Genomic DNA, 26,263 nt, shown 5'->3' with positions numbered 1-26,263 from the left:
CCTCATTATCCTGTTTTGACTACCTTCAGTAAATCTTTATCATTCAAAGGTTTATGAAAATAATACCCTTGGAAATAATCACAGTGATGCCGCTTTAAATAGGCAACCTGCTCAGGCTCCTCAATCCCTTCAGCAACCACTTCAAGCCCTATTTTATGAGCCATCTGTATGATTGATCCTATCAGCTCTAACTGCTTTTGCTGCTGTCCGATCCCCTCGCTGAATGACTTGTCAATCTTCAGTGTATCCAGTGGGAATTTCCTCAAATAACTGAGTGATGAGTATCCGGTACCGAAATCATCAAGGGCAATTCTTATTCCGTACTGCTTAAGCTCACTAAGCACATTGATAATGAGTTCCACATCGTCTGCCAGGATACTCTCGGTAATCTCAAGTTCCACTGAAGCAGGGTTTACTCCCCATTCATCCATAATTCTTTTCACATTTGTTGCAAATCGCTCCTGTTTCAACTGTAACAACGACACATTGACAGAAACGACGTACGACTGATCTGACACTTTTTCCAGCTCATGGATTTTGTTCAAGGCTTCTTTCAGGATCCATTCCCCAAACTCCACAATCATTCCCGTTTGCTCCAATACAGGTATAAACACCGCAGGTGAAACCGGACCAAAATAATTTGAATTCCAACGCATCAATGCCTCAAAGCCGCGAACGTGTTCATTTTTTCCTGAAACAAGCGGCTGATAATCCACATACATTTCATCATACTCAAAAGCATGACGCAAATGTGCTTCAAGAAGAATGCTCTGATCTGTTTCATCTTTTATCTCTGCATTGAAGAAGATACATTTATTCTTACCATCATTCTTCGCTTTATACATCGCCGTATCCACGTTTTTCATCAGTTCGTCATGACTCCTGCCATGTTCCGGATAGACCACGATTCCGGCACTGGCGCTGATGTAATAATGAACACCATCAATATTAACCGGTTTTCTCGCCGTCTTTACGATCGTATCCGCCACTTCTTCAAGCAGTCTCATCAATGCATGACCCTCGCTTGTTTCATCAAGGACCACAGCAAATTCATCACCGCCGAGTCGTGCCAAAGTGGCATCATCCGGCAGGACACCCTGAAGCGTTTCAGCAACCTGCTTTAACAGATAGTCACCGGCGAAGTGACCGATTGTGTCATTTATTTTTTTAAAATGATCGAGATCAAAATAAATGATGCCAAACTGATGACCGATGTCTTTTATTTTTTCCGAAATAATCGCTTCAAAATGATAACGGTTTACAAGTCCTGTCAATTGGTCGAAGTAGGCGAGCTGTTCGATCTGTTCATCTTTATGAACCAGTTCCGTAACATCATGATGTTTGATAAGCATCATCGTTAAACTGCCATCCGCATGCATGACGGGGGTGATATCCGTATGATAAATCTGTCTGCCTGAAGGCTTTTCAATTCGCTGAACAAACTGGATCGGCTCTTTCATTGCCAAAACATGATCCAAATTCCGGTCATTTTCGTCAATGAGGGTGGCCAAACCTTTTAATTTATCAAGAGATGTCCCTATAAGTTCACTTTGCTCCATTTTCACAAAGGCAGAAAACGAACTGTTCGCGGTGATCAGTGTTCGTTCTGGGGTCACAGCATATATCAAATCTTCCGTGTTTTCGACAATAGAGCGATACTGCTCTTCTTTCAGTTTAATCTCTTCGCGGTTATCCAATATTTCATTGTACTGTTCAATCAGCTGTTTATCGGACAGCCTCAGTTCATCGTGAGTCTGTTTTAAATCATTCATCTTATCCACAAGGAACTCATTAACCATCCATTGGGAGAAGATAAGGAGTCCGACGAAAAAGATAAATGCGACCATTCTTGAAATCAGCGTTGTTTCAGACACTGCATAATCCATAACAGAGAACTCGTAGGTCAATATCCCGGAAACCCAAAACACATAGATTACGAGATAGATAAATAGCGTCATGGCCATCCAATAGATCGTCTCACGCTTTGAGAGAAGCAGCATCGCCACATATGCCGCCCCCACATAAAACAACATGGATGATCCCACCATCCCGTATGTCAAACCGCTGACGATCCCTGTACCAAACAAGATAAAGATGATTGTGTAAGCCCTGATTTCAAAGTGGATTCTTCTTCGAAACGCATGCATGACAAGCAGAATGCTGTAAAACAGTATTACTGCATATGTCATTTGAACGGATCCAAGCACCCACTCATTAATAAAATTGACGACTGTAAATATAAAGCCCACACCGAGTACAGAAAGAAAGATTCGGCTTAATAATCTTTCTTTCATGTCATGCATGGACGATTCTATTGCAGGATCCTCAATTTTCATATCCATGTTCTTCCCCCTGAACAATGACTCATTTTCTACAGAATAGCACGGAAACTTGTCAGATTCCATTTCACCAATGACGGGTATGAACATATTATACAGGATAAAAGGACCTAATTCTAAATAAACATGAAAAAACTACTATGGATCAGTTGTTATTTAGTGCCCCTTTCTCTAGAATAGAAGAAGACGAAGTTGCCAGGGAGGACGTTATATGAGTGAACGAACCAGAAAATTCAGTTTAAGAAAGGCCACGATAGGCAGGAAGATTACACTCGCCCTGATTGGCGCCACCTTATTCAGCCTGATCATGGGTACACCGATTGCTTTACTCGAAGAAATCCTGATTGATCCGGATCTGCTTGAAGGCTTGATTGGATCAAGATTAACAACCATCCTATCTACATATTTTACAATAATAGCAAATTTAATCATTCTCATCATCTTTTTCTTTATTGCTTTAAAATTCGTCGTACTCAAACCGTTAAATGAACTGAACACAAGTATCGACAGTATTCAGGGTGAAAAGATTGATTTAACTCAGACTGCCGATGTTCATTCGAATGATGAAATCGGTGCACTCGCAACCGCTTTTAACAACTTGACAAGCAAATTAAGTGACCTGATCGATTCCGTTCGTATTTCTGCAGAAGATGTCAGTAAAAGCGCCGAAGAGAATGCCGGTGCCATTTCTGAAATGAGTTCCAGCTCTGTCCAGATGAAGGAGAATGCCGATAATCTCGTTCAACAGGCTGAAAAAGGGAATACTGCCATTCGGGAAGTCTCGCAATCCCTGCTTGAACTGTCTTCACTGATTCAGATCGCAAAAGAAAAAGCCGGTTCGGCTGAAGGGAATGCTGAAGTAACCTTAAAATCTTCGCGCGACGGAAAAGAAAAGCTCGAAGATGTTATCCGAAAGATGAACGAAATCCAACGCCAGTCCGATGAGACAAAATCTGAGGTTGAATCCATGGAGGAGTATTCTGATCAGATTCACTCGATCGTTGACACCATTACTCAAATCTCTGAACAGACCAACCTGCTCGCACTAAACGCAGCGATTGAAGCGGCACGGGCAGGAGAAGCGGGTAAAGGTTTTGCGGTTGTTGCAGATGAGGTCAGAAAATTGGCTGAACAAACTTCCTCGGAAGCAGAAAATGTCACAAAAATTATCGACGAGATAACCAGGACATCTTCAAGGGCTTCTGAGGCTATGGAAGTCAACAATGCAACCGTACAGGAGGGTGTCGAAGAAGTCCAGAATACAACCGAAGCCCTCGAAAGTATTTTCAAAGCCATCGAAGCAACGGTTGACGATGTCGCGAACATCCAGCAGGTCACTAACGAAGAAGTCGCCACTTCAGAGAAAATCATTTCACTGATCGACCAGCTTGCCTCTTTTATAGAGGAAACAGAGAATATGGCGCAAGAGTTGCTTGACAGTGCAGAAAATACAAGTATGAACCTCGAGAGTATTTCAGCCAGTACAGAAGAAATGACGGCGATGAGTCAGGAACTGAGAAATTCAGTACGGCAGTTCAAATCCCGTCGCAGTTGAGACGAAAATGAAGATCTCTTTTAAACCGGGCCCAGCATAGCATGGGTCCGGTTTTTTGTCAGTGTCCATGGAGGCGGTTATACACAATCGACCAGTCATCGAATGAAAATACATTCCTGTAAACAGTTGATATTGCACTTTGCATGCATTCAGAAATAGTAAATCACCCTCCATTCACATGACATTCACATTGTGAGGTTGATAACCCATCCCCGGAATATTGTCGGCAATTTGTCACATCCCCTTTATGGAAACGCCCTCAGAAGCTAGTACGATAAAGAGAAGAACAGCATGACATTACCAGATTGGGAGGTCGTTTACTTTGAAACACAGCCAGCACCCTCATGGGGGTACCCATCCCCACATGAATATTGATTATAACGAAAACCCGTTTATTGTCATTTGGGAGGTGACCAGAGCATGTGAACTGCGTTGCCTTCACTGCAGAGCAGATGCACAGACCGAACCGCACCCTGATGAGTTGAATCACAAAGAGGGACTTCGGTTAATAGACGCCATACATGAGATGGACAACCCAATGCTCGTATTTACAGGCGGCGACTGTATGATGAGAGAAGACTTGTTTGAATTGGCGGATTACGCAATCCAAAAGGGTATGCGCGTATCCATGACACCAAGCGCCACGGATAATGTGACAAAAGAAAAAATGGAGAAAGCAAAGGAAGTCGGCTTGTCCAGATGGGCATTCAGCCTCGATGGACCTACACCTGAAATTCACGATCACTTCAGAGGAACCAGCGGATCGTTTGACCTGACACTCGATAAAATTAACTACTTGAAAGAGTTGGATATGCCTTTACAGATCAACACGGTAATTTCCAAATACAACTACCATGCACTTGAGGAAATGGCCGCTTTAGTAGAAGAACTTGACGTGATCATGTGGTATATTTTTCTGCTTGTACCAACAGGCCGCGGTCAAATGGATGCCTGTCTGACCCCGGCAGAACACGAACATGTATTCAAATGGCTCTATGAACTGAACAAGACATCAAATTTCGATATCAAAACTACTGCAGCTCAGCACCACCGCCGTGTCGTTATTCAACAGAAAGCAAAAGAAAAACTGATCGAAAAAGGGGACATCGATTACCAAGATTCCATCACTGATACGGCCTCGGAAGTCGATGGATTAAAACGGGCTCCAAAAGGGGTAAATGATGGGAATGGCTTCATTTTCATTTCTCATACTGGTGAAGTCATGCCAAGTGGACTTCTTCCTATTCCGGTCGGGAACGTAAAAGATCAATCGCTTAAAACCATTTACCGGGAGTCCCCAGTTTTAAAAGAACTGCGAAATCCGGATCTTTATAAAGGGAAATGCGGGGTTTGCGAATTCCGCTTCGTTTGCGGCGGCTCCCGCTCCAGAACCTATGCCGTAACAGGTGATTATCTGGAAAGCGAACCGTTCTGTGTATATATACCGCCCAAATGGCGTGACAGGAACAAGCAAAACGCATAACGGCATGTGAAAACTATCCCGACCTGCGTCAAACATCCAATAAGAGTTACCGACACAAAAAAGCGAACAGACCACTGGGCCCTGTTCGCTTTTTTATTTGTTAAATGGTATTTATTTCTGAAAATCCTCTTACGTGTCTAAACGCCGCTTGGATAAACGCGCCTCATATTGTTGTAATGTACCCATTTCATCATTCATAATTTGTTCCATTTCCTCCAAATCATGACGGTGAACCGGTTGATCTCTATCTGACCAGTCAATCATATATATGAAATAGTAATCGGACAACGATCTCATTACAACTGTTGAATGCGGAAAATCAGAAAACCATGCCTTAACCTGTTTCTGTTTACCGTATGTCCAATCAGTTAATTCCATTCATTTCACTCCATCTGTTAAATGTCCATATAAATCTTATCCGATTCCCGTCAATTATTCAAGTGTCATGCACAATTCCATGGTCACAATCATAAAAGGACCAGTCCCCGGGACTGATCCTTTATTACAGAAAAATTATTTTTCAACCGATTCAATAAACGTTTTGAATGATCTGAACGCATCCGTTAAAAACGCTGTGGTTGCTTCATCCGTCAGAGCTCCGTTTGTAATTTTGTCATTTGCACCGCCTATATAGACCTGAGGCTGTGGCATCACCAATGCATTACAGGCAGCAAGTACCTGTCTCAAATGTTGTTGGGCAAAACCGGTTCCCATTCCTGAAGGACTCGCTCCGGCAATCATAACAGGCTTTCCGTCGAGCACATTTTCATAGGTCATGCTGCCAGCCCAATCAAGAGCATTTTTTAATACCCCCGGCATACTGTGAGAATACTCCGGGGTGATAATGAGAAGGCCATCCGCTTCTTTGATCGCTTTTTTGAAAGCGAAAACGGATTCCGGCTCCCCTTCAGCTTCAACGTCCGCATTGAACAAAGGAATCGCATTCAATTCAACGATCTGAATCTCATCAAACTGTTTATCCATATATGTCAAAACAGAGCGATTCAACGATTGTTTTCTCAGACTTCCTGAAAAACCAGTGATCTGCAATGTCATTTCCTACCACTCCCTTTGATAATATCATGTTATCTGTATATTTCCCTTAATGGATGACAGAAAACATCAAAACGGATGTTGCCTCTCAAAGGACGTTGACTCAAAAAAATCCCCACTGGCCGTGGGGATTGGGTTAGATACTGCTATCAATGTGTTCTCCGCGTCCTGTAAATTCTTTTTCGAACTCTTTTTCATCTTCCGTTTTCTCTCTTACCTTACGGGTACGGAAAACATAGTTTAGCCGGTCGTGTCTATCCTGTTCACTCGTCGCCAGGAATTCGGTACGCTGAGTTACTGACAAGGATTTAACCGATGATGAGGGCTTCGACTGGCGATTGACATACTGCAGCGGCTGTTCGTCTTTTACCGGCGGAATGTATCCCATATGAATCACCTCTTATATGATCTATACCTTCTTTTTTGACTGATCAAACATCGCTGCTTCTATATCTTATATCGGCTTTTCAAAACGGATATTTCACTGAATATTTAAAAAATATTCAGTGAAATATAATTTGCACCCTGTACGTTATCTGGATGGATGAAACGCAAAAGCCCGGGCTCCATAAAAATGCGGATCCGGGCTTCCCTGTTTTATTCGAGGTTATATTCATAACTGTTTACATTAATCCCGTAACATGATAGCCGCCATCTACGTGCAGGTTTTCACCTGTTACACCGCTGGACAGATGACTGAGTAAAAACAATGCCGACGTCCCAACTTCGTCTTGCGTTACGGTACGCTTCAAAGGGGCGTGATTGTCCATCTCTTTTATGACATCATTGAATCCGCCAACACCTTTTGCAGATAACGTCCGGATTGGACCCGCAGAGATCGCGTTTACTCGGATACCATCTTTCCCCAAATCATTCGCAAGGTACTTGACACTCGCTTCAAGACTCGCCTTAGCAACACCCATTACGTTGTAATTTTTGACTACCCGCTCACCCCCAAGGTAAGTCAGTGTCACAACCGAACCACCCTCTGACATAAGCTGACGGGCTTCTTTTAACACGGCAGTAAGGGAATAGGCACTGATATTCTGGGCTGTCAAAAATCCTTCCCGGGTTGTATTCAGGTATTCGCCTTCAAGTTCATCCTTATTCGCAAAAGCCACACAGTGGGCAACACCGTGTATAACCGGTGAAAGTTCTCGTATTTGATCAAACGCTGCTTTGATCTCTTCATCGGAAGTAACGTCACAGGATAACAGTTCATGACGATTCCCGCCTTCGAGCGTACCAATCAGATCAGCAACCCCTTTATGAAAACGTTCCCCTGCATACGTAAAAATCAGTTTTGCTCCGCTGTTATGAAGTGCTTTGGCAATTCCCCATGCAATACTCCGCTTATTTGCAACGCCCATTACGACATATGTTCGATTAGAAAGATCAATATGCATAACCTTACCTCCAAATGTAAACTCATTTTAGTATCTGGTCATAATTCTAACTGATAAGACGGCGAACGTCAATATTGAAAGGGGAAATCCTCTGGCACTGATTCATGAATCTCAATACGTTCTCCAGTAAACGGTTCATCCCATCTGAGAGAACAGGCATGCAGAAGTGTCCTTTTATGCTCATCCGCACTCTTCTCTTCCCGGTAAAGTCCGTCTCCAAGAATAGACCAGCCAGTGAAAGCAAGATGCACTCGAATCTGATGTGTTCTTCCTGTCTCTAATTTGCAGCGTATCAGGCTGCCTGAAGCATTCTCATTCACTTTCACCAATCGTGTCTTCGCTTTTTGCCCCTCATGGTGAACCATTCGCTCAATAATACTGTCCGGATGCCTGGCAATTGGTGCATCCACGGTAGCTGCGATCCATGGGAAACCTGGCGGCGTTACCGCAACATATTCTTTATCAATCAAGCCTGCACACTGCTGCTTCATAAACAGACTGTGGCTATGTCTGTCTTTTGCAATCAGCATAAGCCCTGATGTTTGCCTGTCAAGACGTGTTACAGGATGAAATGTTGCCGGGTGATCACAGCTCTTAAAATACCCGATCACTCTCCCTGCCACCGAGTCATTCTCATACGTTTCGTTTGGGATCGTTAAAAGACCGGCCGGTTTATCGATGACGATGCACCACTCATCTTCATAACGAATGGATAGCGGTTTGCAACTCATTTTGATCGATGAGGAGATGTCTTCACGCGGAAACCAGACCTCAATGTGATCTCCTGTAAATACCTGATCAGATACATTCGCATTCTTTCCGTTCACAAATAAAGCCCCTCCCTGAAATTTCACTTCAGCAAGAAGCTTTCTTGATATCATCAGATTGTTTCGAAGGACTTCTCTTAACATCAGACCATGCCAAGCGGGATCGGCAATATAGGTTTTTATGATTTGCCCTTGATGAGCAGAATTTCTGTTTCTCATCAAATAAAGGACTCCTTGACCCGCTTCCAAAACGGAAAAGGCCTGAATCGTGCAAACCTGACCCGCTCGTCAGCTACACGACACTGGATCGACTTCATTTCCGGTTCACTCAGCGTGTAATGATCAACCGTTACCTGAAACTCGTCATGGTATCTCGGTTTTAACAGACACGTATGATGCTGCGGCAAAACGAGTGGAGAACCGACGGTTCGGTATACCCGATTATTAATGGATGCCATCTCTGCCATTTGAATGCACGGTAATGAGGGATGGAGAATTGCCCCTCCGAGTGCCTTGTTATAAGCTGTACTGCCTGATGGCGTAGAAAGGCAGAGCCCGTCCCCTCTGAATGTTTCAAATAGGTCACCTTTAATTTCAACATCCATGACCAGTGATCCTACTTTTGTCTTTACGGTACATTCATTCAGCGCGAGGTATCGGTCTTCAGGCTCTTCGTTTGTATGTCGGATAATCACTTCAAGCAAAGGATATTCGACAATCTTAAATGGCGTCTTCGCAATATGAATCACGAGCTTCTCCACTTCATCCGGCTTCCAGTCAGCGTAAAAGCCGAGATGACCGGTATGAACCCCTACGAATGCTGTATGATCCAGCCTATGGGTGTACTGATGAAAGGCCTCAAGGAGTGTCCCGTCCCCGCCGACGGAAATGACGATATCCGGTTCTTCTTCATCAGGTTGCAGTTCGAACTCCTCCAGGTAATTCCTGATCCGCTGTGAAAGTATATTTGAATCATGGTCTCCCCGCGACCGAACATGAAACTTCATTTTATTTGTCCTCCCTGTCTGCATCAACGTTTCCCGTGATCATGATCCTGCTCTTTTGTCTTTGATATGATTTCTTGGGCTTCCTGTACCTCACCACGTATTTTGGACATCTCTTCGTCGAGCTGGAAAGCCGCCTCAGCTGCACGCTGAAGCCTCCGCTCGACCTTTTCCGGTATTTGTCCGGCATATTTATACTGCAGTGAATGTTCAATTGTTGCCCAAAAATTCATGGCAAGGGTTCGAATTTGAAGTTCCACCAAAATCCGTTTTTCGCCGTCAATCGTTTGAACAGGATAACGCAATATCAGGTGATAGGAACGATATCCGCTTCTTTTTTTATTTTGAATATAATCCCTTTCTTCCACAATCTCAAAATCCGTTCGGCGTTTAATCAGTTCCACAACCGTATCAATATCTCCAACAAACTGACACATGATACGGACTCCTGCAAGATCCTGCATTTCTTCTTCAAGTTTATCAAGAGGGATATTTTTACGTTTCGCTTTTTCAAGAATGCTTGAAACCGGCTTTACCCGTCCGGTCACAAACTCAATCGGTGTCTGTCTTGATGTGAGCTGATATTGATCCCGCAACCCTTTCAGTTTAATCTTCAATTCATTAACGGCCTGTTTATAGGGCGTAAGCATAATATTCCAATCGATCATTGTCTGTCACCACCTGAATATATCTCATCTTTCAGTTTACCATATCAACCCGACAATCCCCACATCCAACTAGGTAAAATGAAAGGGAATATTGCCGGTGACGCCTTTTTGTGGAATAATAGAAGAACCATCGACGAATTGAAGGTGAATGAAGTGAGCCAGGAAATCGAAATCGAATTTAAACAGAGGCTGGACCTGCAAAGTTATGAACGCCTTATGGAGCATTACAAACACGATCGGTCTCCGGTTTTCCATCAGATTAATCATTATTTTGAAACCGCCGGATTCCTGCTGAAATCATACGGCAGTGCACTCCGTATAAGAGAAAAAGCCGGTCAGATGACGCTCACTCTCAAACAACCTTACAGCGAAGGCCTTCTCGAAACCCATCAGCCGGTAACTGAAGATGCATTTTCTACCATGAAACAATCCGGTCAGGTGCCTAATGGTGAAGTGAGAGAACAACTGCTGTTACTGATCAAAGCGGCAGATCTTCCTGAACTGACTTATTTGGGATCCCTTTCGACAGACCGCAGTGAAGTTCAGCTGAATGAAGGTCTTCTCGTTCTTGATCGTAGCATGTACTTTGACATAACTGATTATGAACTTGAATTTGAATCAACTGATTATGATAAGGGGCGGCGTTTTTTCGACGGCCTGCTTCAATCATTGAAACTGACTCCGGATCCACCGCCCAATAAAATCAAACGTTTCTTCGATGCTAAAGCGAAAAGGAGTGATGTTCAGTGATGGAGCGATTTATGACGGATTACTATCAATGGCAGGTCTTCAGAAAATGGGCAGGCAACCAGTCATCTTCTGTTGGCGGCTCTCCACTGCAGGGAATAAACAGTCCAGGTGGTTCATTTGCTTCTTTACTACAGCAACAGATGACCGGTGCACCGGATCCCAACGATCCACAGGGACTGATGCTTCCGGGCAGCAACCGTTCTTCCCAGTCTTTCACGACGGAAGATATACTCGGTCTTCGAAACAAATCGCAAGCCATGACTTCATCCGCAAAAACACCAACTCTCTCAGCCAGCGGGAAACCTTATACAAATTTAATCAATCAAGCCGCTGCCAGACATGGTGTCGATCCTGATCTAATCGCAGCCGTGATCGAGCATGAATCCGGATTTCGTAACAATGTGACCAGTCATGCCGGTGCCCAGGGGTTGATGCAGCTCATGCCAGGGACTGCAAAATGGCTCGGAGTCAAAGACTCTTTTGATCCTGCTCAAAATATCGACGGTGGCACGCGTTACCTGAAGGATATGCTGAACCAGTATAATGGAAACATTGAACTTGCGCTGGCCGCATACAATGCAGGACCGGGAAATGTTAATAAGTACGGAGGTATTCCGCCATTTAAAGAAACACAGGCATATGTCCCGCGAGTCCTTGAATCATACCGTTCCATGTCCGGACATGCATAATAGTTGTAATCCACTTAAACTTCCCTTATTATAAGGGAGGTTTTTTCATTTCATCAAAGCGGAATAAAAAATGAGTCAATTTAAAGGCTGTCTTCTGTGTATTACAACACAAACATAAAATAAACGAACCGCAATAACAACCACAAGTCAGTTTTGTTGAAGTAACGGTGAACCCTTGCTACAATTACTAATCATAGAGAGATATAAAGGAGTCAGTTATGAAACACAATGATCATCAATCGCTTTTTGACCGAATCGGTGAAGAAGAACTGAGCGCCCTGGTCGATCGCTTTTACACATATGTCAAAGCCGATCCATTAATCAGAGATCTGTTTCCTGATGATATGGGTGAAACCATTCGCAAACAAAAGCAGTTTCTGACTCAATTTTGCGGAGGACCACAGCTGTATACAAACGAACACGGACACCCTATGCTTCGCATGAAGCACATACCGTTCGTCATAACAAAACCAAAAAGCGATGCCTGGCTCTCCTGTATGTCACAGGCACTTGAAGAAAGTCTCATGGATGAATACACGAAACAGGAATTACTGGCAAGGTTGACCTACACTGCCAATCACATGATAAACAGCAAAGAAACACACACCGATGATCAGCAAGGGGGGACAACATCATGAGTAAAGCCAAGGGCAACTTCGTATGTAACGATGAATTGGGCATCTGCTGTCCTGTCGATCCAGCTTCTCTTTTTACTGCACCAAAGGAAAAAAAACCTGTTGAGATTTATATGTTTATCGATCCCCTCTGTCCAGAATGCTGGGTATTGGAGCCATTTGTTCGAAAACTGCAAATGGAGTACAGTCATTACGTAACCATTAAAACCTTCATTGGAAAAGGGGCTTCCGCCTATACGCCAGCCAGTGATAAAGACGTTCAAAAGCTCATTCACGAAATGGCCAAATCATATAACGCAACAGCATGCAGAACCGGAATGCCTTGTAATGGTGATGTATGGCATGAACAAAAAATCACCATGCCCTACACCGCAAACCTCGGCATCAAAGCTGCCGAACTTCAGGGAAAAGCCATTGGCTCAAAATTCCTCAGACGTGTTCGGGAAGCACTGTTTTTAAAAAAGAAAAACATTGCTGATAAGGACACGTTAATTGAATGTGCAAAATTCATCGATGGGATGGATGTCGAAGAATTTATGAAAGATCTTGATTCCGATTCTCCGAAAATTGCATTGGAATCTGACGAACGAACCACTCAGGAAATGGAAGTCAGTCAACTTCCGACACTCATCTTTTTTGGAGAAGACGTCAATGAACCAGGCCTGAAAGTTGAAGGCCATTACCCTTACGAAGTATATGTCCAAATCATAGAGGAACTGGTCGGAAAACCTTTAAAAAAATGTCCGCCGATCCCTCTTCAGGAATTCATCTCATTTTATTCTATAGTGACAGAGAAAGAAATTGCAGTCTTATATGATTTATCACTCGATGATGTTCATCGTGAAATGAAGAAATTAAAGCTCAGACAGATCGTGAATGAGGTTCCTACCCGTCAAGGTTTTCTCTGGCAATATAAAAAAGTGCACAATTTCAAGCAAACCAATTCCTTATAACATACAAAAGACCGCCGGGTGGGGTAGACCCGGCGGTCTTTTGTGGAGCGTTGTCTTTGCAGAAAGGTTGTACGTCAAGGGGTTTAGACGAAGCACATAAACTTAGGGGGAGTTATGTGATTCCTTTCACATATAAAATATATCAAATTCCACTGCCCTTTGCAATTCTCTGTGTGTCTTTTCACAAAAATGCCACAATGTCATGCAGACAGCACCCTCTTGAATCAGTGATCCCCGGGGCGCCGTCAGCATGTTTGTTTAATTATTCATCCCGACGTTCTGTCAGTCCTCTTCAAATAATAATGCTTCAAGCTCATTCAGCGTTTCCTCGAAGACATTTAAAGCCTGCTGAATCGGTTCAGGTGACGTCATATCAACGCCGGCTTTTTTCAATACCTCAATTGGATAATCAGAATTGCCTGCTTTTAAATAATCAACAAATCTTGTTACGGCAGGTTCACCTTCATCGAGGATCTGTTTTGCAAGTGCTGTCGCTGCGCTGTACCCGGTTGCATACTGATACACGTAGAAATTCATATAGAAATGGGGAATGCGAGCCCATTCCATGGCAATTTCTTCGTCAATTACGATCTGATCACCAAAATATTTTTTATTCAGATCAAAATACCATTCACTCATGGCATCAGCGGTAAGAGGAACACCGGCCTCAGCCTGATCATGGATCATTTTTTCGAACTCGGCAAACATGGTTTGTCTGAACACCGTACCACGGAATCCTTCAAGAAACTGGTTTAACAAATACAGTTTCCGCTTCTTATCCGTCTCTTTTTTCTGCAGATAGTCATTCAGAAGTGCTTCATTTGTTGTTGAAGCCACCTCCGCAACAAAAATGGAATAATCGGCATAAGGAAAAGGTTGAAACTTTCTCGTGTAATAACTGTGTACAGAGTGGCCGAATTCATGCGCAAGTGTGAATAAATTATTGACATCATCCTGCCAATTCATCAGAACATACGGTTTTGTCCCGTAAGTCCCTGACGAATAAGCCCCGCTTCGTTTTCCCTGATTCTCCTCAATATCCACCCATCTGTTCGACAAACCTTCTTTAACAATGGACACATACTCATCTCCGAGTGGTGCCAATCCTTCAGTCATCAGTTCTGTAGCTTCATCATAGGACACTTTCATATCCACATCTTTTACGATCGGCGTATAGAGATCCCACATGTGTAACTCATCAAGTCCCAGGGCTCGTTTTCGAATATCGATATACTTGTGAAGAAGGTGAAGGTTATCATTCACCGTATTGACCAACTGATCGTAAACAACTTCAGGAATATGATTCTTACTTAATGCCGCGGCTCTTGCTGATTCATGATTTCGGACATTCGCCTGAAAAATATTTTTTTTGACATTCCCACTGAGCGTTGAAGCAAATGTATTACGAAAGTTTGTATACGTTGCATACATGGCCTTAAAAGCATCTTCCCTAACGCGACGGTCATCGCTTTGCAAGAAGTGGATAAAGCGACCGTGGGACACTTCCACATCATTGCCTTCCTCGTCTTTGATCGTCGGGAATTTCATATCTGCATTATTGAGCATGCTGAATGTGGACGAAGCCGCACTGGTCACTTCTCCTGCCTGTGCAAGAAGAGCTTCTTCTTTTTCAGACAGGACGTGTGGCCGTTTTTTGTTTAATCGTTCAAAAGCGTGACGGTATAGAGTCAGTCCTTCATGCTCATTCAGAAATTCAGTCAATGTGTCTTCAGGAATTGAGAGCAGCTCCGGTGTCATGAATGAAGCAGCCTTTCCAGCTTTCGTAACAAGTTGTGAAGCCCGGTCATGCAGCCCCTGATAATGTGAATTTGTTGTGTCCTGATCATAACGCATTCGGGCATAAACATAGAGCTTACCGAGCTTCATGGAAACCTCATCCTCAAATTGCAGAGCTTTGTATAAAGTTTCTGCCGATTCTCCAAGCTTCCCCTGATAATCACTGATTTGCGGAATCAACTGTTCAATTGTATTAAATTCTTGTTCCCATTGTTCATCAGAAGAAAATATGTCTTCAAGATCCCAAGTCTTTTCTTTCGGTATGTCTTTTCGATTTGGCAAAGCAGTCGTGGCCATAATATGGCACCTCCAAGTTGGTTTAAATAATCATTCTCAATGCTAATTGTACCGAAAGAAAGGGATTTAGAGCAAGTCTCTCCGCCTATTCTTTTCGGCACTCTAAATAAAAGGAAACTTCATTAACCACATACTCATCATCCATCAATAATGTCTCAAGTGTCTTCCTCACATTTACCCGATTCTTCATACAATAGATTGATGAACGTCGTGTTGTCAGAACCCCTATCCATACAAGCCAACCCAAATACTCTTCTGCCAATGCCGCCAGCGAAGCATTTCGGTGCATAGTATTATTGATTTCCCTGACTTGAATCACGCCTATGTAAACAGCCTCTTTCAGCCTGTTTACTGCCGTGCATAGAGAAAGTGTTCCGTTCAAACCGGCTTCACCCATGACAACCTTTAACAAAAACCATGTTTGCCAAATTTCAGGATGAGTACGGAGTATAAATTGATTTCTGAGAGGCACTCTGCATATAGATGGAAAATAATTTAAGTTTTGACCATAAGACTGCAACAGCTTCAGAACAAACCGTTCTCCCATATTTAGTGTCAAATAGCGTTTTGTCCGTTTATATCGCGTTGTCTGCAACCACTTCCGTTTTGCTTCCTCATCAAAAAACACTGCCTTGCCAATGGCTCTTACAGGGTTTTTCAAATCATCCATAACAAGTCCGTGCATGCCATTCGTATCTGTCACACGAACTGATTTGTGCTTCTCATACGCAAATGAATGTCTGATAAAAAGAGATTCTTTCACTGTATCAATGTAGAAGGCATGAGGAACGGGCGCATGCCGTATATAACACTCATCCAAAATATTAAAAGGAATTTTATGAGAGCGACTTTTCAGTTCTCCATGGCCAATCCAATAAGGAATAATCCCAGCCTGTTCGTAATCTCGTGTGCGTTCATTAAACACGGAGGAACTGATATGTGAGAGCTGCACTTCAAATGCATAAGCTTGTTCTTGATAGTGAAAATAAATATCCGCTCTTCGGTTTATCCCGGAAATCCTGTACTCGGACAACGCTTCAATACGCTGAACTTGCAACCAGTCAAGCAAAATTCTTTTACAGTCCTGATGATCCCTGCTTTCATAGTAAAAGAACCCATATGAGCCTTTATCCTCAAAACAAACCAACACACTCATTCCAACACCCCCCTCAAAAATACGAACGTGTATTCTATTTAAAGGCAAAAAGAAAACCGATCGAAATCGGTTTGTTGATCAAGTATACAATCAGAAATTTTCTTTAAAAATTGCGATGGCATTGTTCTCAGCAACCACTTTCCCATATTCCTGGAGAAGGTGTATGCTGATATCTGTTTCATTGCCAAATTCAAGTGCTTGGCTGATAATGTTATCCTGCTGGGCTTCAGAATATTCTTCACCGGCTGTAACTGAAAAATAATAGTCATCCTGGTAATGAAACAGTGACGTATCGACCTCAAAATCAAATGATTTACTGAGTTGGATAAAGTCTTCAAGATCATCCAGTTTCAAAACCACAGTTAGACTCTTCTCTCTTTTCTCATTGCTGCCCTTCGTGTCCGAATAGCCACGTTCAAGCATATCTGCAAGGTTCCCCTCAGAGTCTGTTTCAAGGTCGTCTTCCATGGGAATTTCAAGATTTACTTTTCCATCATTCACTTGACCGCGTGTCACAATAACTTCAAGTCCGCGATCCAAGGCGTGTACCTGAACCCACAGTGGTCCATTCATTTCAAACTGGTCTTGATCGCTGACTTCATTCATCATGTCAAAGAAAAGTTCTTCTCCTTTTTCTCTGTTGTACCAGATTTCTTCCTTATTGAAACCTCTTTTTTCAATATCACGATACGTAATGTAAAATTTTATCGTTGTGTCATTAATTCGTTCTATTTCCATTTTGTCTCACCCTTTCGCGAGAAATAAATCATATCCATCGTATCAACCTTACTGAGACGATTCCCGATTCTCTGATTGTCTAATCATTCTTTCACTTAATTATAAAAGATTATCTATATTGTAAAGGACAAGTCCGAAAATGAAAAGGATAAAATCCCACTGCATTGTTTGAAAACAGCCTCCCGGGATTTCCGGAAGGCTGATAGCGGTCGTTTATTCGTTCACCAGACGCTTCGTCGCTTCCTGAAGATGAAACGTTCGGACTGTGCGTGGCAAAAATCTGCGGATTTCAGCTTCGTTATACCCAACCTGGATCCTCTTTTCATCAAGAATAATCGGGCGTCTCAACAGACCTGGGTGATCACTGATTAATTGGAACAATTCCTGTAACGGCATCATATCCAGTTCAACCTCAAGTTCCTGAAAAACTTTGGAACGGGTTGAGATGATTTCGTCGGTTCCGTCTTCAGTCATTCTGACGATCTGTTTTACCTCTTCCACGGATAATGGGTCCGAGAAAATGTTTCGCTCACTGAATGGAATATCATGTTCCTGTAACCATGCTTTAGCTTTCCGACAGGATGTGCAGCTGGGGGATGTGAATAATGTTACCATAGTGACGCCTCCTTAAAGTATATACTTACGGTTGCACTTATTCTCAATTGGACTGCCACGATACGTTCTTATTTATAATAATTATTATACAATAAAAAATATCTGCTGAGTACCCTTTTTCGAAAATTGCTTCTACAAAACTTAAATATTATGTGTTTTTTCACTGCATAATTGAACAGTTCCCTGTAAACGGTTTTTTAAACCGGAAAATAAGGAGTTTTAAGAGAAATATTGAAATTTACAATCGGCTCGTTCAAATCCTTGTATCCATATTTACGATTCAGTTTATATGGAAGTTTCACCTTTTTCTTATTGATTTTCAATTACAACAAACGATTATCATATAAAGGGCCGATGATCTGCCCTTTCAACCATTTTTGATTTCAATATACGTTCGATAACTTGCATATTTATCCGCAGTATCATCGATTTTTAAAAAAGAAACTCTCACCACAAACTGGTGAGAGTTTCTCGACTTAACGGGATCAATTCCTGATGCCTTATTTATAATAAGAACCTTCAGCGTTTACCTGTATAACCCTGTCATCCGGCAGCGCGTATATTGGATACGGCTCTGCCCTTTGGATTTGGGGCCTTATTGACCTCTTCCCACTTTCGTTTCAAAAGGTCTCTCCATAATAACTTCTTCTTTTTTCGTTTCGTTCGATTACTCATTACGAACACTCCCTTCTTTCAGACATACCTGAATGTTCAATGAGACGTCGCTAAACTGTTTATTTGTTTTAAGCTGAAGGTTCCTTATCATCACTGTCATCCTCATAGGATAACACTTCGTCCACTTTTTGATAGGATTCACCGTACAGTTCTTTATCTTTGTAGGTGTGGATATTTTCATACGTGTGACACATTTTCCGGTAAATGCTTTCCTCGCTGTCATTTTCCGGTGACCAATAGAGAATTTCAAGTTCGGTCAGCTCGCCAGTAGCAAGCGATCTTCTTGTATAACCGATCGATTCTGCATGGGTAAACCCTTCTCTGCTGTAAAACCTCATCCGCTTCTCTGTATCTGAGTCATCATAATCAATGGGCTCCACTTCAAGAATGATCGGCTTTCTCTTTTCTTTCAGAGCGGTTAATAACTTTTTACCCAAACCTGAACCCCTTGCATCTTTTGAAACGAATAAATAATCAATAAACAAAAAATCATCTGTCTCAACATACATCATTACATGATGCTGACCCTCTTCTTTTTTGTAGACATCTTTCTTCTCTTTCAACAGTAAATCCATATGTTCTTTGGACTTCATTTCTTCAATGGGAAAATACTGACTCAGTTTCTCGTACCAATTCATGAACTGCGACCTCCGTCTGCTTCTTGCTGCGTACCTAGCCATTTTCTCTATTATATAACATGTACACTTTTCAGAAAAGCTTCTTTGTACCTTTTTTACCGGTATGACAAGCTCTAACCTCTTTCAGAGCGCTTTAGGATTGATTGTTCGCCCAAATCCTTTTCTTTGCTTAAAAAGTCGTAAAAGCTGAAGTTGGGATTTCATGATATCAGGTTTACCGATACTTCAATAAAACAGCCTCCTTAATCAAGCGATTAAGGAGGCTGTGAATCGATAGTCACGGATAATAATCAGTCTGAAGACAGGTCAAGATCCAGCATATAATCAACATTTTCTGTGTAGCGATTGCCGGCATTCCATAGTAGGAATTCATGAATATCATTATCATATAATGCCTGGATTTGGGCTTCCACTTCAGATCGACCATAGTTCAGATAGTTACCTGCTCCTAAATAGCTTGCTGTGAAATCCTGAATCCAGGGTCTTGAAACCGGAGGATTGTCGAGAGCCCCGAGCACTTCATTTTCCACTTGTGAATAGGCATCAATCAGTTCATACGGATATAAGTCCGGCTTATCTATACCGAAATACGGGCCCCAGTGACTCGGATAAATCATTGATGATATCACGTCCACATTTTCGGATATCCTAGAGAAATTCTGTCCGATTCCTGGAGTCTGTTCTATCGTGGCTGCATAACCGAAAATATCCACGGAGACATCCACATCATAGGGCTCGAGTTCCTCTCTCGCGTAAGCAACAAAGTCCGTTACAGCATCAACTCTGCGCTGGATGTTGTCCCCAGGGCTGTCCATATAATCTTCCACGTCATAATCCAAATCTTCATCCCTTGTTTCGAAACCTTCCGGGAACCTTACATAGTCAAACTGAATATCCTGAAAGCCCATCTCAGCGGCCCGTTTTGCAATCTCCACATTGTACTCCCATACCTCTTTCATAAACGGATTAACGAACGCTTCTCCCCGGCGATTCTTCCATACTTCACCGTTTTGAGTAAACGACAGATCCGGCCGTTTTTCCGCAAGTACAGTATCCTTAAACACAACAATACGGGCGATCGGATAGATTTCGCGTTCTTCAAGAGTTGACATTAATTCTTCTGTATCCTTGATCATATTTTGGGAAATGTCGTAGTACTCATCATCCTCATCCGGGCGATACGTCAGATAACCATCATCATCTTTCACATCAATCACCATTGAATTTAAAGCCGTGTTATCCAGAAGATCAAGAAGCGATTCCATTCTGGCACCACCTGCAGAATGCCCCGTAACAAACACGCCTCTGACTGCATCCGGGTACTCAAACGTATAGCCGGAATCAAACGTAAATCGGGCCACCCGTTCCGGCCAGACTCTCTGGATCATTCCATTCAATTTCTCCACATGAAAACCGGCTGTAAGTACCTCTTCATCATTATTTTCATTGGCATACATCTCATTCACACCCGTCAGAAGTACCATTCCTGCAACTGTTGACAATATACCTGATACCATTTTCTTATTCATCTTGTTCCCTGCCTTTGTATTTGTTTCACCATTGAATAGGTGATTGTCTGATAGTCTTGCTAGCTAAATTATACATGTTCCGACTCCTTTTACCAATAAGGAATTCGATTTACATTGATTATTTTATTTGACTGTCTTATTTCGTTCACTTATAATCGACAACAATATACAAAAATCCAACAGGGAGGTGGTCGAATGGCCCGATTGACGCTTGCAGAAATCTATTCCCATCCGGTAGCGCAGAAATTTGTCAACCGTGCCGGACTTGCACACTCCATCTCCACGGCTTTTCATGCGTTCCGTTTAGCAAAAGAGCGAGGTGTTCATCCGGACCTTGCCGTAAAGGCTGCTTTTTTGCATGACATGGGTCATTATCAATGGTATAACAACGGGGAATGGGATTACGAACAATACCGTCTCCATGACATACACGCAATCAAAGGTGCCGAGCGTGCTCATAAACTTCTGATCCGCCTTGGAGAGGATCGGTTTAAAGCAAAGCAGATTGCGCTGGCTGTGCTGTTTCATACGAATTCGTTTATTCCTGATGGGCAGGTGAATCGCACACCGCTGCAACAGATCGTAGCAGATGCCGACGAAGCGGATGAAGAACCAGGAGGCAATCATCATTACCGCAAAATCAATATCAGCAAAGCCTGGCGGAAAATTCACGAGCTGGACAAGAAGATAGAAGAAGAACTGGCTCAGTTTCCTTACGAAAATACCGGAGATGAGCAGCGCCTTAAGACACCTGATTGACCGTAAATAGCGCTTGTTCATTTGTAAAAATAATGCTATAGTTATACCACAACTAAACAAACACCTTCACAAGAAGGGGAGTAGCGACCTTTATGGTCTGTGAATCGTCATGACAGTACACAAAGTACTCGGTTTACAGAGTTTCAGTTTACACACACTGAAATACGCAAGACCTTTTTATGAACCCGGCAATGTATCGGGCATAAGAAGGTCTTTTTTATGTTGAATCCATCTGCGGGAGTTGACCACATTGATCTATGCAGGATTTATCATCAGTGCCTTCATCACAGTTTGGGCGGCAGTTAAACTCTCCACCTATGCCGATGTCATAGGTGAACAGACAAAGCTCGGCGGCATGCTCGCCGGCACGCTGCTTCTTGCAGGTGCAACAAGTCTGCCTGAAGTCACGACTTCCCTGACAGCCGTCTATTTGAATAATCCGGATATTGCTGTCAGCAATGTCTTTGGAAGCAATCTGTTCAATATACTCATTCTTGCTGTCTTCGATTTGATTTACCGTAAATCCCACATCTTTCGGTCCATCGATAAAAGTCATCAGTATGCTGCATGGATTGGTATCACGATGACAGCTGTTGTATTTTTGCCCATGATCGTTCCCTATCATTTTTCTTTCTTTTCTGTTGGGATCGAAATGATCCTGATGGTGATCATCTATTTGATCGGGCTTTGGGTTCTTTCCCGGCATCAGGAGCCTGTACAAAATGAGATAATCCCTCCAACTGTATTCAATGACCATCACAAGAACGCCATTTCATTAAAAGAGGCAAGTTACGGATTTGCAGCAGCCAGTGTCTTCACACTCATTGCCGGTTCATTTTTGACAATTACGGGGGATGCTATTGCTATTGCAACAGGCTTAGGCTCAAGCTTTATGGGCACCTTTTTAATTGCAGGAGCTACCAGTCTTCCGGAAGTCGTTGCCGTGCTCGTCGCCGTGCAACTCGGTAACCACGCACTTGCAGTGGGAAATATTCTCGGAAGCAATATGTTTAATCTGCTGATTCTTGCGCTTGTTGACGCAGCACTTCGTGGAGAAGCCGTCCTCCAGGCCGTTCATCCCGTAACTTTGATTACAATCCTGACGGTGCTTTTGTTAACGTCCACTGCGCTATTCGGGATGAATTGGATCAAACGTGCGGAACAAAATTCAAAATGGCATACACTTCCATCTTCCGTGATTGTAATTATGTATGTGATTTTGAGCTACCTCATCTTTATTTATGGATAACAACTTGTTTAAAGGCAATGAACATCGTATAATAACTATACAATTGATTAGAGAATGCAAAGAGAAAGAGTAGTAGTTATGACAGGATGATACAGAGAGCCTGTGGTTGGTGCAAACAGGTCATCCTCCATACCGAATGGACTTTCTCGCAGATACCGGGGAACTGTTTACAAAGTATCCGGATCCGGTTTTCGACCGTTATCCCGATCGCTTAGAGAGACTGACTGCAATTTTTCTGCAGTTCGTAATCAGGGTGGTACCACGGTCCATTCGTCCCTGCAACAGGGGTGAATGGGTCTTTTTTTTATTTGTACATCAATTATTAATGGGGGTAATGAATCATGAAACGTATTTTTTCCGGCATTCAACCAAGTGGCACACTCACACTTGGAAATTATTTAGGGGCTATGACGCATTTTGTTGATCTCCAGGAAGATCATGAGAGTTTTTTCTGTATTGTTGATCAGCATGCCATTACCGTGCCACAGGACAAACTCGAGCTGAGAAAAAATATCCTCAGTCTTGCAGCACTTTATGTGGCAGTCGGCCTGGACCCAAAGAAAGCCACCTTATTTATTCAGTCTGAAGTACCGGCTCATGCACAGCTCGGCTGGATGATGCAATGTGTCAGCTACATTGGTGAACTTGAACGTATGACACAATTTAAAGATAAATCCGACGGCAAAGAAGCCGTATCATCAGCTCTTTTAACGTATCCGCCTCTGATGGCTGCGGACATCCTGCTGTACAAAACGGATATCGTTCCGGTCGGCGAGGATCAAAAACAGCACCTCGAATTGACAAGAGACCTTGCAGAACGCTTCAATCACAAATATAACGATATATTCACCATTCCTGAAGTCCGGATACCAAAACAGGGTGCACGGATCATGTCATTAACAGATCCGACAAAGAAAATGAGTAAATCAAATCCGAATCCGAAAAGTTATATCTCCATGCTCGATGAACCGAACACAATCAGAAAAAAAATCAAAAGTGCTGTAACGGATTCCGACCCGGATATCTTTTTTGATGTTCAAGAAAAACCAGGTATATCAAATCTTCTCACCATTCATTCCCTTTGTACCGACAAAGAAATTCCTGAAATCGTGGAAGCCTATCAAGGAAAAGGATACGGAACATTTAAGGCAGACACTGCAGAGGCTGTCGTAAATAAATTGGCGCCCGTACAGGCGCGTTACGCTGAACTGATTCACTCTGATGAGCTCCACCAGATCCTTGATGACGGTGCTGCTCACGCAGGTAAAATTGCCGGCAGTATGCTTCAAAAAGCTGAAAGAGCCATGGGACTCGGCCGCAAGCGTAAATAAAACCGGTGTGACAAAACTCACATTATTTAATATAGGCTTATGATAAAATAGTGACACAGAACGCAAAGTGGACAGGAGTGAACACTGATGGGAATGAAACGTTACCAGCAAAAGATGGATATTCCTTTTTTTCTTCAATTAAATAAAGAAGATCAACAGTACCTTTTGTACTCAGGTGACAGAAAAACCATCAAATGCGGTACTCTGATTTATCAGGAAGGGGATCAACTGGATGATCTTTATCTGATCCTTTCCGGTTCCGTGCGCATGCTGAAAAATGCACACGAAGATCAGACATTCATTCTCCATCTGAAGCCAAAATTTCACATCATCGGTGAGGAAATACTGTTTCAATCATCTCGTGCAATGTTGACGGTCGAGGCACTTGAAGACTGTGTGCTGGTGAAGTTGCCAAAGAGACAGATGGAAGAAGCTTTTATTCACAATCCGAGGCTCCGCATGCATTTCATGAAGCTCGCTGCCTTCAGTAATCAACGTACTCAGGCAAAATTTACTGACTTGCTGATGTATGAAAAAACCGGTGCCCTGTACTCTGTTTTGATCCGGCTCGCAAATTCATACGGTATCATCCATGATAAGGGAGACATTCACATTGATATACGTCTTACACACCAGGAAATAGCCCATATTATCGGAACAAGCCGGGAAACCGTAAACCGGATGTTTACAGAACTTAAAAAACAACAACTTATCAGTATGGACCGGCACAGCCTGATCATCCACAATATCAATGCCTTAAAGAATGAACTTCACTGCGAGAAATGCTCCGTTGAAGTCTGCACCATGGCTTAGTCTCCGTCTGCCTGATGACCAATCAGGCAGATTTTCTCTTTACACGAGCCAACGATTCATAAGTCTCTTCATTTCATCAAAAAACCGGGAATAAGCGAACCATCATCATCCATCTTTTCAAGACTGATCGATTAAATAATCCCCTTTACATATAATTTCTCTTCTCAATACATACCTAATTCTGTTATAATCACATATGTTAAGAGGTGAGAAGAATGGAAAGCAAACCAAAGTTCAGTATAAAGATTAAGGTCATGTTCCTCGTCCTGCTTCTGTTTACACTCGGTGGCGTTGCCTTAGCTGCATGGGTAACCGATGAATACGATCGTGCACGAAATGAAACGATCCAGGAGATAAAAGAAAGCGGCGGAACAATTGACCGTGAGGAAGAAATCGAATTTAATGTGAATGAACCTGAAGATGACAGCCTGAATCAACTCAATATTCTCCTCGTAGGCGTGGACGACGATGATGGTACGGCTCGCACCGATACGATTATGATCGGCCGATATGCGCCAGATGAAGAAGAAGTCAAACTCGTCTCCATTATGAGAGATACGTATGTTGATATTCCAGGACGCGGTTATAATAAAATCAATGCAGCCTTCGCTTTTGGCGGTCTTGATTTGTTAAGAGAAACCATTGAAAAGAATTTCGATCTTGAGATCCAGCATTATGCACAAGTCAATTTTGACAGTTTCAGACGGGTAGTTGATACAGTCGCTCCGGATGGGATTGAAATAGACATCGAGAACCGGATGTATTATGCGGAGCAAGCTACAGATTTTGAAATTGATTTTCAGCCTGGAACACACATCATGGATGGCTCAGATGCGTTGAAATACGTCCGGTTCAGAAACGATTCGGATAACGATTTTGGGCGTGTTCAACGTCAACAGGAATTATTAAGTATATTGCAGTCTGAAATTCTCAGCCTGTCCGGAGTGACCAGAATTCCTTCAGTTCTCGGCTCAGTCGAACCATATATTCAAACGAATATCTCGAACAGCGAGATGATCAGCTATGGCAGGGACTTTTTCCTGAATGCGCCTGATGAAATTGAAACATTGACAATCCCTGTTGAAAATGGGTTCAGTCACGAATATTACAGCCATGCCGGCGCCGTTCTTGAATTGGATATGGAGAAAAACGCAGAGGCCTTGCAGAAATTCCTCAAAGGGGAGTCCTCACAAGTCTCGGTTCGTGAAGAAAGTGTCGGTGGCGATGCCAACGAACGAAATTTGAATTAAATCTTTTTTTCTGATTCATAAACAAACCCGAAGTCTCGTCCAGTTTAGGACAGACTTCGGGTTTTTAATTTCAAATCACGACTTTACAGCAGATAAGCCACTTATAAAGCCTGT

25 protein-coding genes and 1 other annotated feature are annotated in these 26,263 nt (G+C 42.7%); of the genes, 11 read left to right on the top strand and 14 right to left on the bottom strand.

Annotated elements, in window-relative coordinates:
* Window positions 1–5: 5 nt before the first annotated feature.
* The gene (locus tag BSEL_RS17065) at window positions 6–2,342 is read right to left on the bottom strand and encodes an EAL domain-containing protein (protein ID WP_013172499.1); all 2,337 of its coding nucleotides are present in this window, start codon (window positions 2,340–2,342) and stop codon (window positions 6–8) included.
* A gap of 208 nt (window positions 2,343–2,550) precedes the next feature.
* On the opposite strand from BSEL_RS17065, the gene BSEL_RS08055 reads away from it, so the two are divergent.
* Window positions 2,551–3,894 carry a methyl-accepting chemotaxis protein gene (locus BSEL_RS08055; protein WP_041581829.1) on the top strand — a complete coding sequence of 448 codons (1,344 nt, stop codon included), beginning with the start codon at window positions 2,551–2,553 and terminating at the stop codon, window positions 3,892–3,894.
* 364 nt (window positions 3,895–4,258) lie between these two features.
* On the top strand, window positions 4,259–5,377 hold the full coding sequence (locus BSEL_RS08050) for a TIGR04053 family radical SAM/SPASM domain-containing protein (RefSeq protein ID WP_013172497.1): 1,119 nt from the start codon (window positions 4,259–4,261) through the stop codon (window positions 5,375–5,377).
* Window positions 5,378–5,506: 129 nt separating this feature from the next.
* On the opposite strand, the gene BSEL_RS08045 is transcribed toward BSEL_RS08050, so the two are convergent.
* The 7 genes from BSEL_RS08045 to BSEL_RS08015 form a co-directional block, all read right to left on the bottom strand.
* Window positions 5,507–5,755, bottom strand: coding sequence for a hypothetical protein (locus BSEL_RS08045; RefSeq protein WP_013172496.1), 249 nt, complete (start codon window positions 5,753–5,755; stop codon window positions 5,507–5,509).
* 135 nt (window positions 5,756–5,890) lie between these two features.
* Window positions 5,891–6,433 carry an NADPH-dependent FMN reductase gene (locus tag BSEL_RS08040; protein ID WP_013172495.1) on the bottom strand — a complete coding sequence of 181 codons (543 nt, stop codon included), beginning with the start codon at window positions 6,431–6,433 and terminating at the stop codon, window positions 5,891–5,893.
* A 133-nt stretch (window positions 6,434–6,566) separates the two neighbouring features.
* The gene (locus BSEL_RS08035) at window positions 6,567–6,818 is read right to left on the bottom strand and encodes a hypothetical protein (protein ID WP_013172494.1); all 252 of its coding nucleotides are present in this window, start codon (window positions 6,816–6,818) and stop codon (window positions 6,567–6,569) included.
* A gap of 235 nt (window positions 6,819–7,053) precedes the next feature.
* Window positions 7,054–7,836: an enoyl-ACP reductase FabI gene (fabI, locus tag BSEL_RS08030; protein WP_013172493.1), complete on the bottom strand. Its 783-nt coding sequence runs from the start codon at window positions 7,834–7,836 to the stop codon at window positions 7,054–7,056.
* A gap of 68 nt (window positions 7,837–7,904) precedes the next feature.
* Window positions 7,905–8,822, bottom strand: coding sequence for an RluA family pseudouridine synthase (locus BSEL_RS08025; protein WP_013172492.1), 918 nt, complete (start codon window positions 8,820–8,822; stop codon window positions 7,905–7,907).
* On the bottom strand, window positions 8,822–9,610 hold the full coding sequence (locus BSEL_RS08020) for an NAD kinase (RefSeq protein ID WP_013172491.1): 789 nt from the start codon (window positions 9,608–9,610) through the stop codon (window positions 8,822–8,824). Before BSEL_RS08020 ends, BSEL_RS08025 begins: the two co-directional genes overlap by 1 nt.
* A 23-nt stretch (window positions 9,611–9,633) precedes the next feature.
* Window positions 9,634–10,275 (bottom strand): GTP pyrophosphokinase, encoded by a 642-nt coding sequence (locus tag BSEL_RS08015; RefSeq protein WP_013172490.1) that lies wholly within the window; start codon window positions 10,273–10,275, stop codon window positions 9,634–9,636.
* Between the two features lie 108 nt (window positions 10,276–10,383).
* Between BSEL_RS08015 and BSEL_RS08010 the strand changes: the two genes are divergently transcribed.
* The 4 genes from BSEL_RS08010 (at window position 10,384) to BSEL_RS07995 (ending at window position 13,302) form a co-directional block, all read left to right on the top strand.
* The gene (locus tag BSEL_RS08010) at window positions 10,384–11,025 is read left to right on the top strand and encodes a CYTH domain-containing protein (RefSeq protein ID WP_177304821.1); all 642 of its coding nucleotides are present in this window, start codon (window positions 10,384–10,386) and stop codon (window positions 11,023–11,025) included.
* Window positions 11,025–11,714, top strand: coding sequence for a lytic transglycosylase domain-containing protein (locus BSEL_RS08005; protein WP_013172488.1), 690 nt, complete (start codon window positions 11,025–11,027; stop codon window positions 11,712–11,714). Before BSEL_RS08010 ends, BSEL_RS08005 begins: the two co-directional genes overlap by 1 nt.
* A 218-nt stretch (window positions 11,715–11,932) precedes the next feature.
* Entirely contained in the window at window positions 11,933–12,352 is a 420-nt protein-coding gene (locus BSEL_RS08000; protein ID WP_013172487.1) for a globin domain-containing protein, read from the top strand.
* Window positions 12,349–13,302: a ClpXP adapter SpxH family protein gene (locus BSEL_RS07995; RefSeq protein WP_013172486.1), complete on the top strand. Its 954-nt coding sequence runs from the start codon at window positions 12,349–12,351 to the stop codon at window positions 13,300–13,302. Before BSEL_RS08000 ends, BSEL_RS07995 begins: the two co-directional genes overlap by 4 nt.
* A gap of 282 nt (window positions 13,303–13,584) precedes the next feature.
* Here BSEL_RS07995 and pepF read toward each other — a convergent pair whose 3' ends face one another.
* From pepF to BSEL_RS07965, 6 genes are all read right to left on the bottom strand, one after another.
* A complete protein-coding gene (gene pepF, locus BSEL_RS07990) occupies window positions 13,585–15,396 on the bottom strand; it encodes an oligoendopeptidase F (RefSeq protein WP_013172485.1) in 1,812 nt (603 codons plus the stop codon).
* A gap of 85 nt (window positions 15,397–15,481) precedes the next feature.
* Complete coding sequence (locus BSEL_RS07985) at window positions 15,482–16,552, bottom strand: competence protein CoiA family protein (protein WP_041581826.1); 1,071 nt, start codon at window positions 16,550–16,552, stop codon at window positions 15,482–15,484.
* Between the two features lie 90 nt (window positions 16,553–16,642).
* Window positions 16,643–17,290, bottom strand: coding sequence for an adaptor protein MecA (gene mecA / locus BSEL_RS07980; RefSeq protein ID WP_013172483.1), 648 nt, complete (start codon window positions 17,288–17,290; stop codon window positions 16,643–16,645).
* 213 nt (window positions 17,291–17,503) lie between these two features.
* The gene (spxA, locus tag BSEL_RS07975) at window positions 17,504–17,905 is read right to left on the bottom strand and encodes a transcriptional regulator SpxA (RefSeq protein WP_013172482.1); all 402 of its coding nucleotides are present in this window, start codon (window positions 17,903–17,905) and stop codon (window positions 17,504–17,506) included.
* A 743-nt stretch (window positions 17,906–18,648) separates the two neighbouring features.
* Window positions 18,649–19,218: a GNAT family N-acetyltransferase gene (locus BSEL_RS07970; RefSeq protein WP_013172481.1), complete on the bottom strand. Its 570-nt coding sequence runs from the start codon at window positions 19,216–19,218 to the stop codon at window positions 18,649–18,651.
* A 290-nt stretch (window positions 19,219–19,508) separates the two neighbouring features.
* Entirely contained in the window at window positions 19,509–20,747 is a 1,239-nt protein-coding gene (locus BSEL_RS07965) for a putative glycoside hydrolase (protein WP_013172480.1), read from the bottom strand.
* A gap of 195 nt (window positions 20,748–20,942) precedes the next feature.
* Between BSEL_RS07965 and BSEL_RS07960 the strand changes: the two genes are divergently transcribed.
* The 5 genes from BSEL_RS07960 to BSEL_RS07940 all read left to right on the top strand — a co-directional run bounded on the left by BSEL_RS07960 (window position 20,943) and on the right by BSEL_RS07940 (window position 26,149).
* Window positions 20,943–21,506 carry an HD domain-containing protein gene (locus BSEL_RS07960; RefSeq protein WP_013172479.1) on the top strand — a complete coding sequence of 188 codons (564 nt, stop codon included), beginning with the start codon at window positions 20,943–20,945 and terminating at the stop codon, window positions 21,504–21,506.
* A gap of 250 nt (window positions 21,507–21,756) precedes the next feature.
* Window positions 21,757–22,755, top strand: a complete 999-nt coding sequence (locus BSEL_RS07955) for a sodium:calcium antiporter (RefSeq protein ID WP_013172478.1) — start codon at window positions 21,757–21,759, stop codon at window positions 22,753–22,755.
* A 50-nt stretch (window positions 22,756–22,805) separates the two neighbouring features.
* Window positions 22,806–23,036 (top strand) — a binding site (T-box leader).
* Window positions 23,037–23,093: 57 nt separating this feature from the next.
* Complete coding sequence (gene trpS / locus BSEL_RS07950; protein ID WP_041581823.1) at window positions 23,094–24,086, top strand: tryptophan--tRNA ligase; 993 nt, start codon at window positions 23,094–23,096, stop codon at window positions 24,084–24,086.
* Window positions 24,087–24,173: 87 nt separating this feature from the next.
* Window positions 24,174–24,899, top strand: a complete 726-nt coding sequence (locus tag BSEL_RS07945; protein WP_013172476.1) for a Crp/Fnr family transcriptional regulator — start codon at window positions 24,174–24,176, stop codon at window positions 24,897–24,899.
* 215 nt (window positions 24,900–25,114) lie between these two features.
* Window positions 25,115–26,149, top strand: coding sequence for an LCP family protein (locus BSEL_RS07940; protein ID WP_013172475.1), 1,035 nt, complete (start codon window positions 25,115–25,117; stop codon window positions 26,147–26,149).
* Window positions 26,150–26,263 lie beyond the last annotated feature (114 nt).

Origin of the sequence: [Bacillus] selenitireducens MLS10, assembly GCF_000093085.1 — a bacterium.
Taxonomy (GTDB): domain Bacteria; phylum Bacillota; class Bacilli; order Bacillales; family Salisediminibacteriaceae; genus Salisediminibacterium; species Salisediminibacterium selenitireducens.
This window is presented reverse-complemented; position numbering and strand designations above follow the sequence as displayed.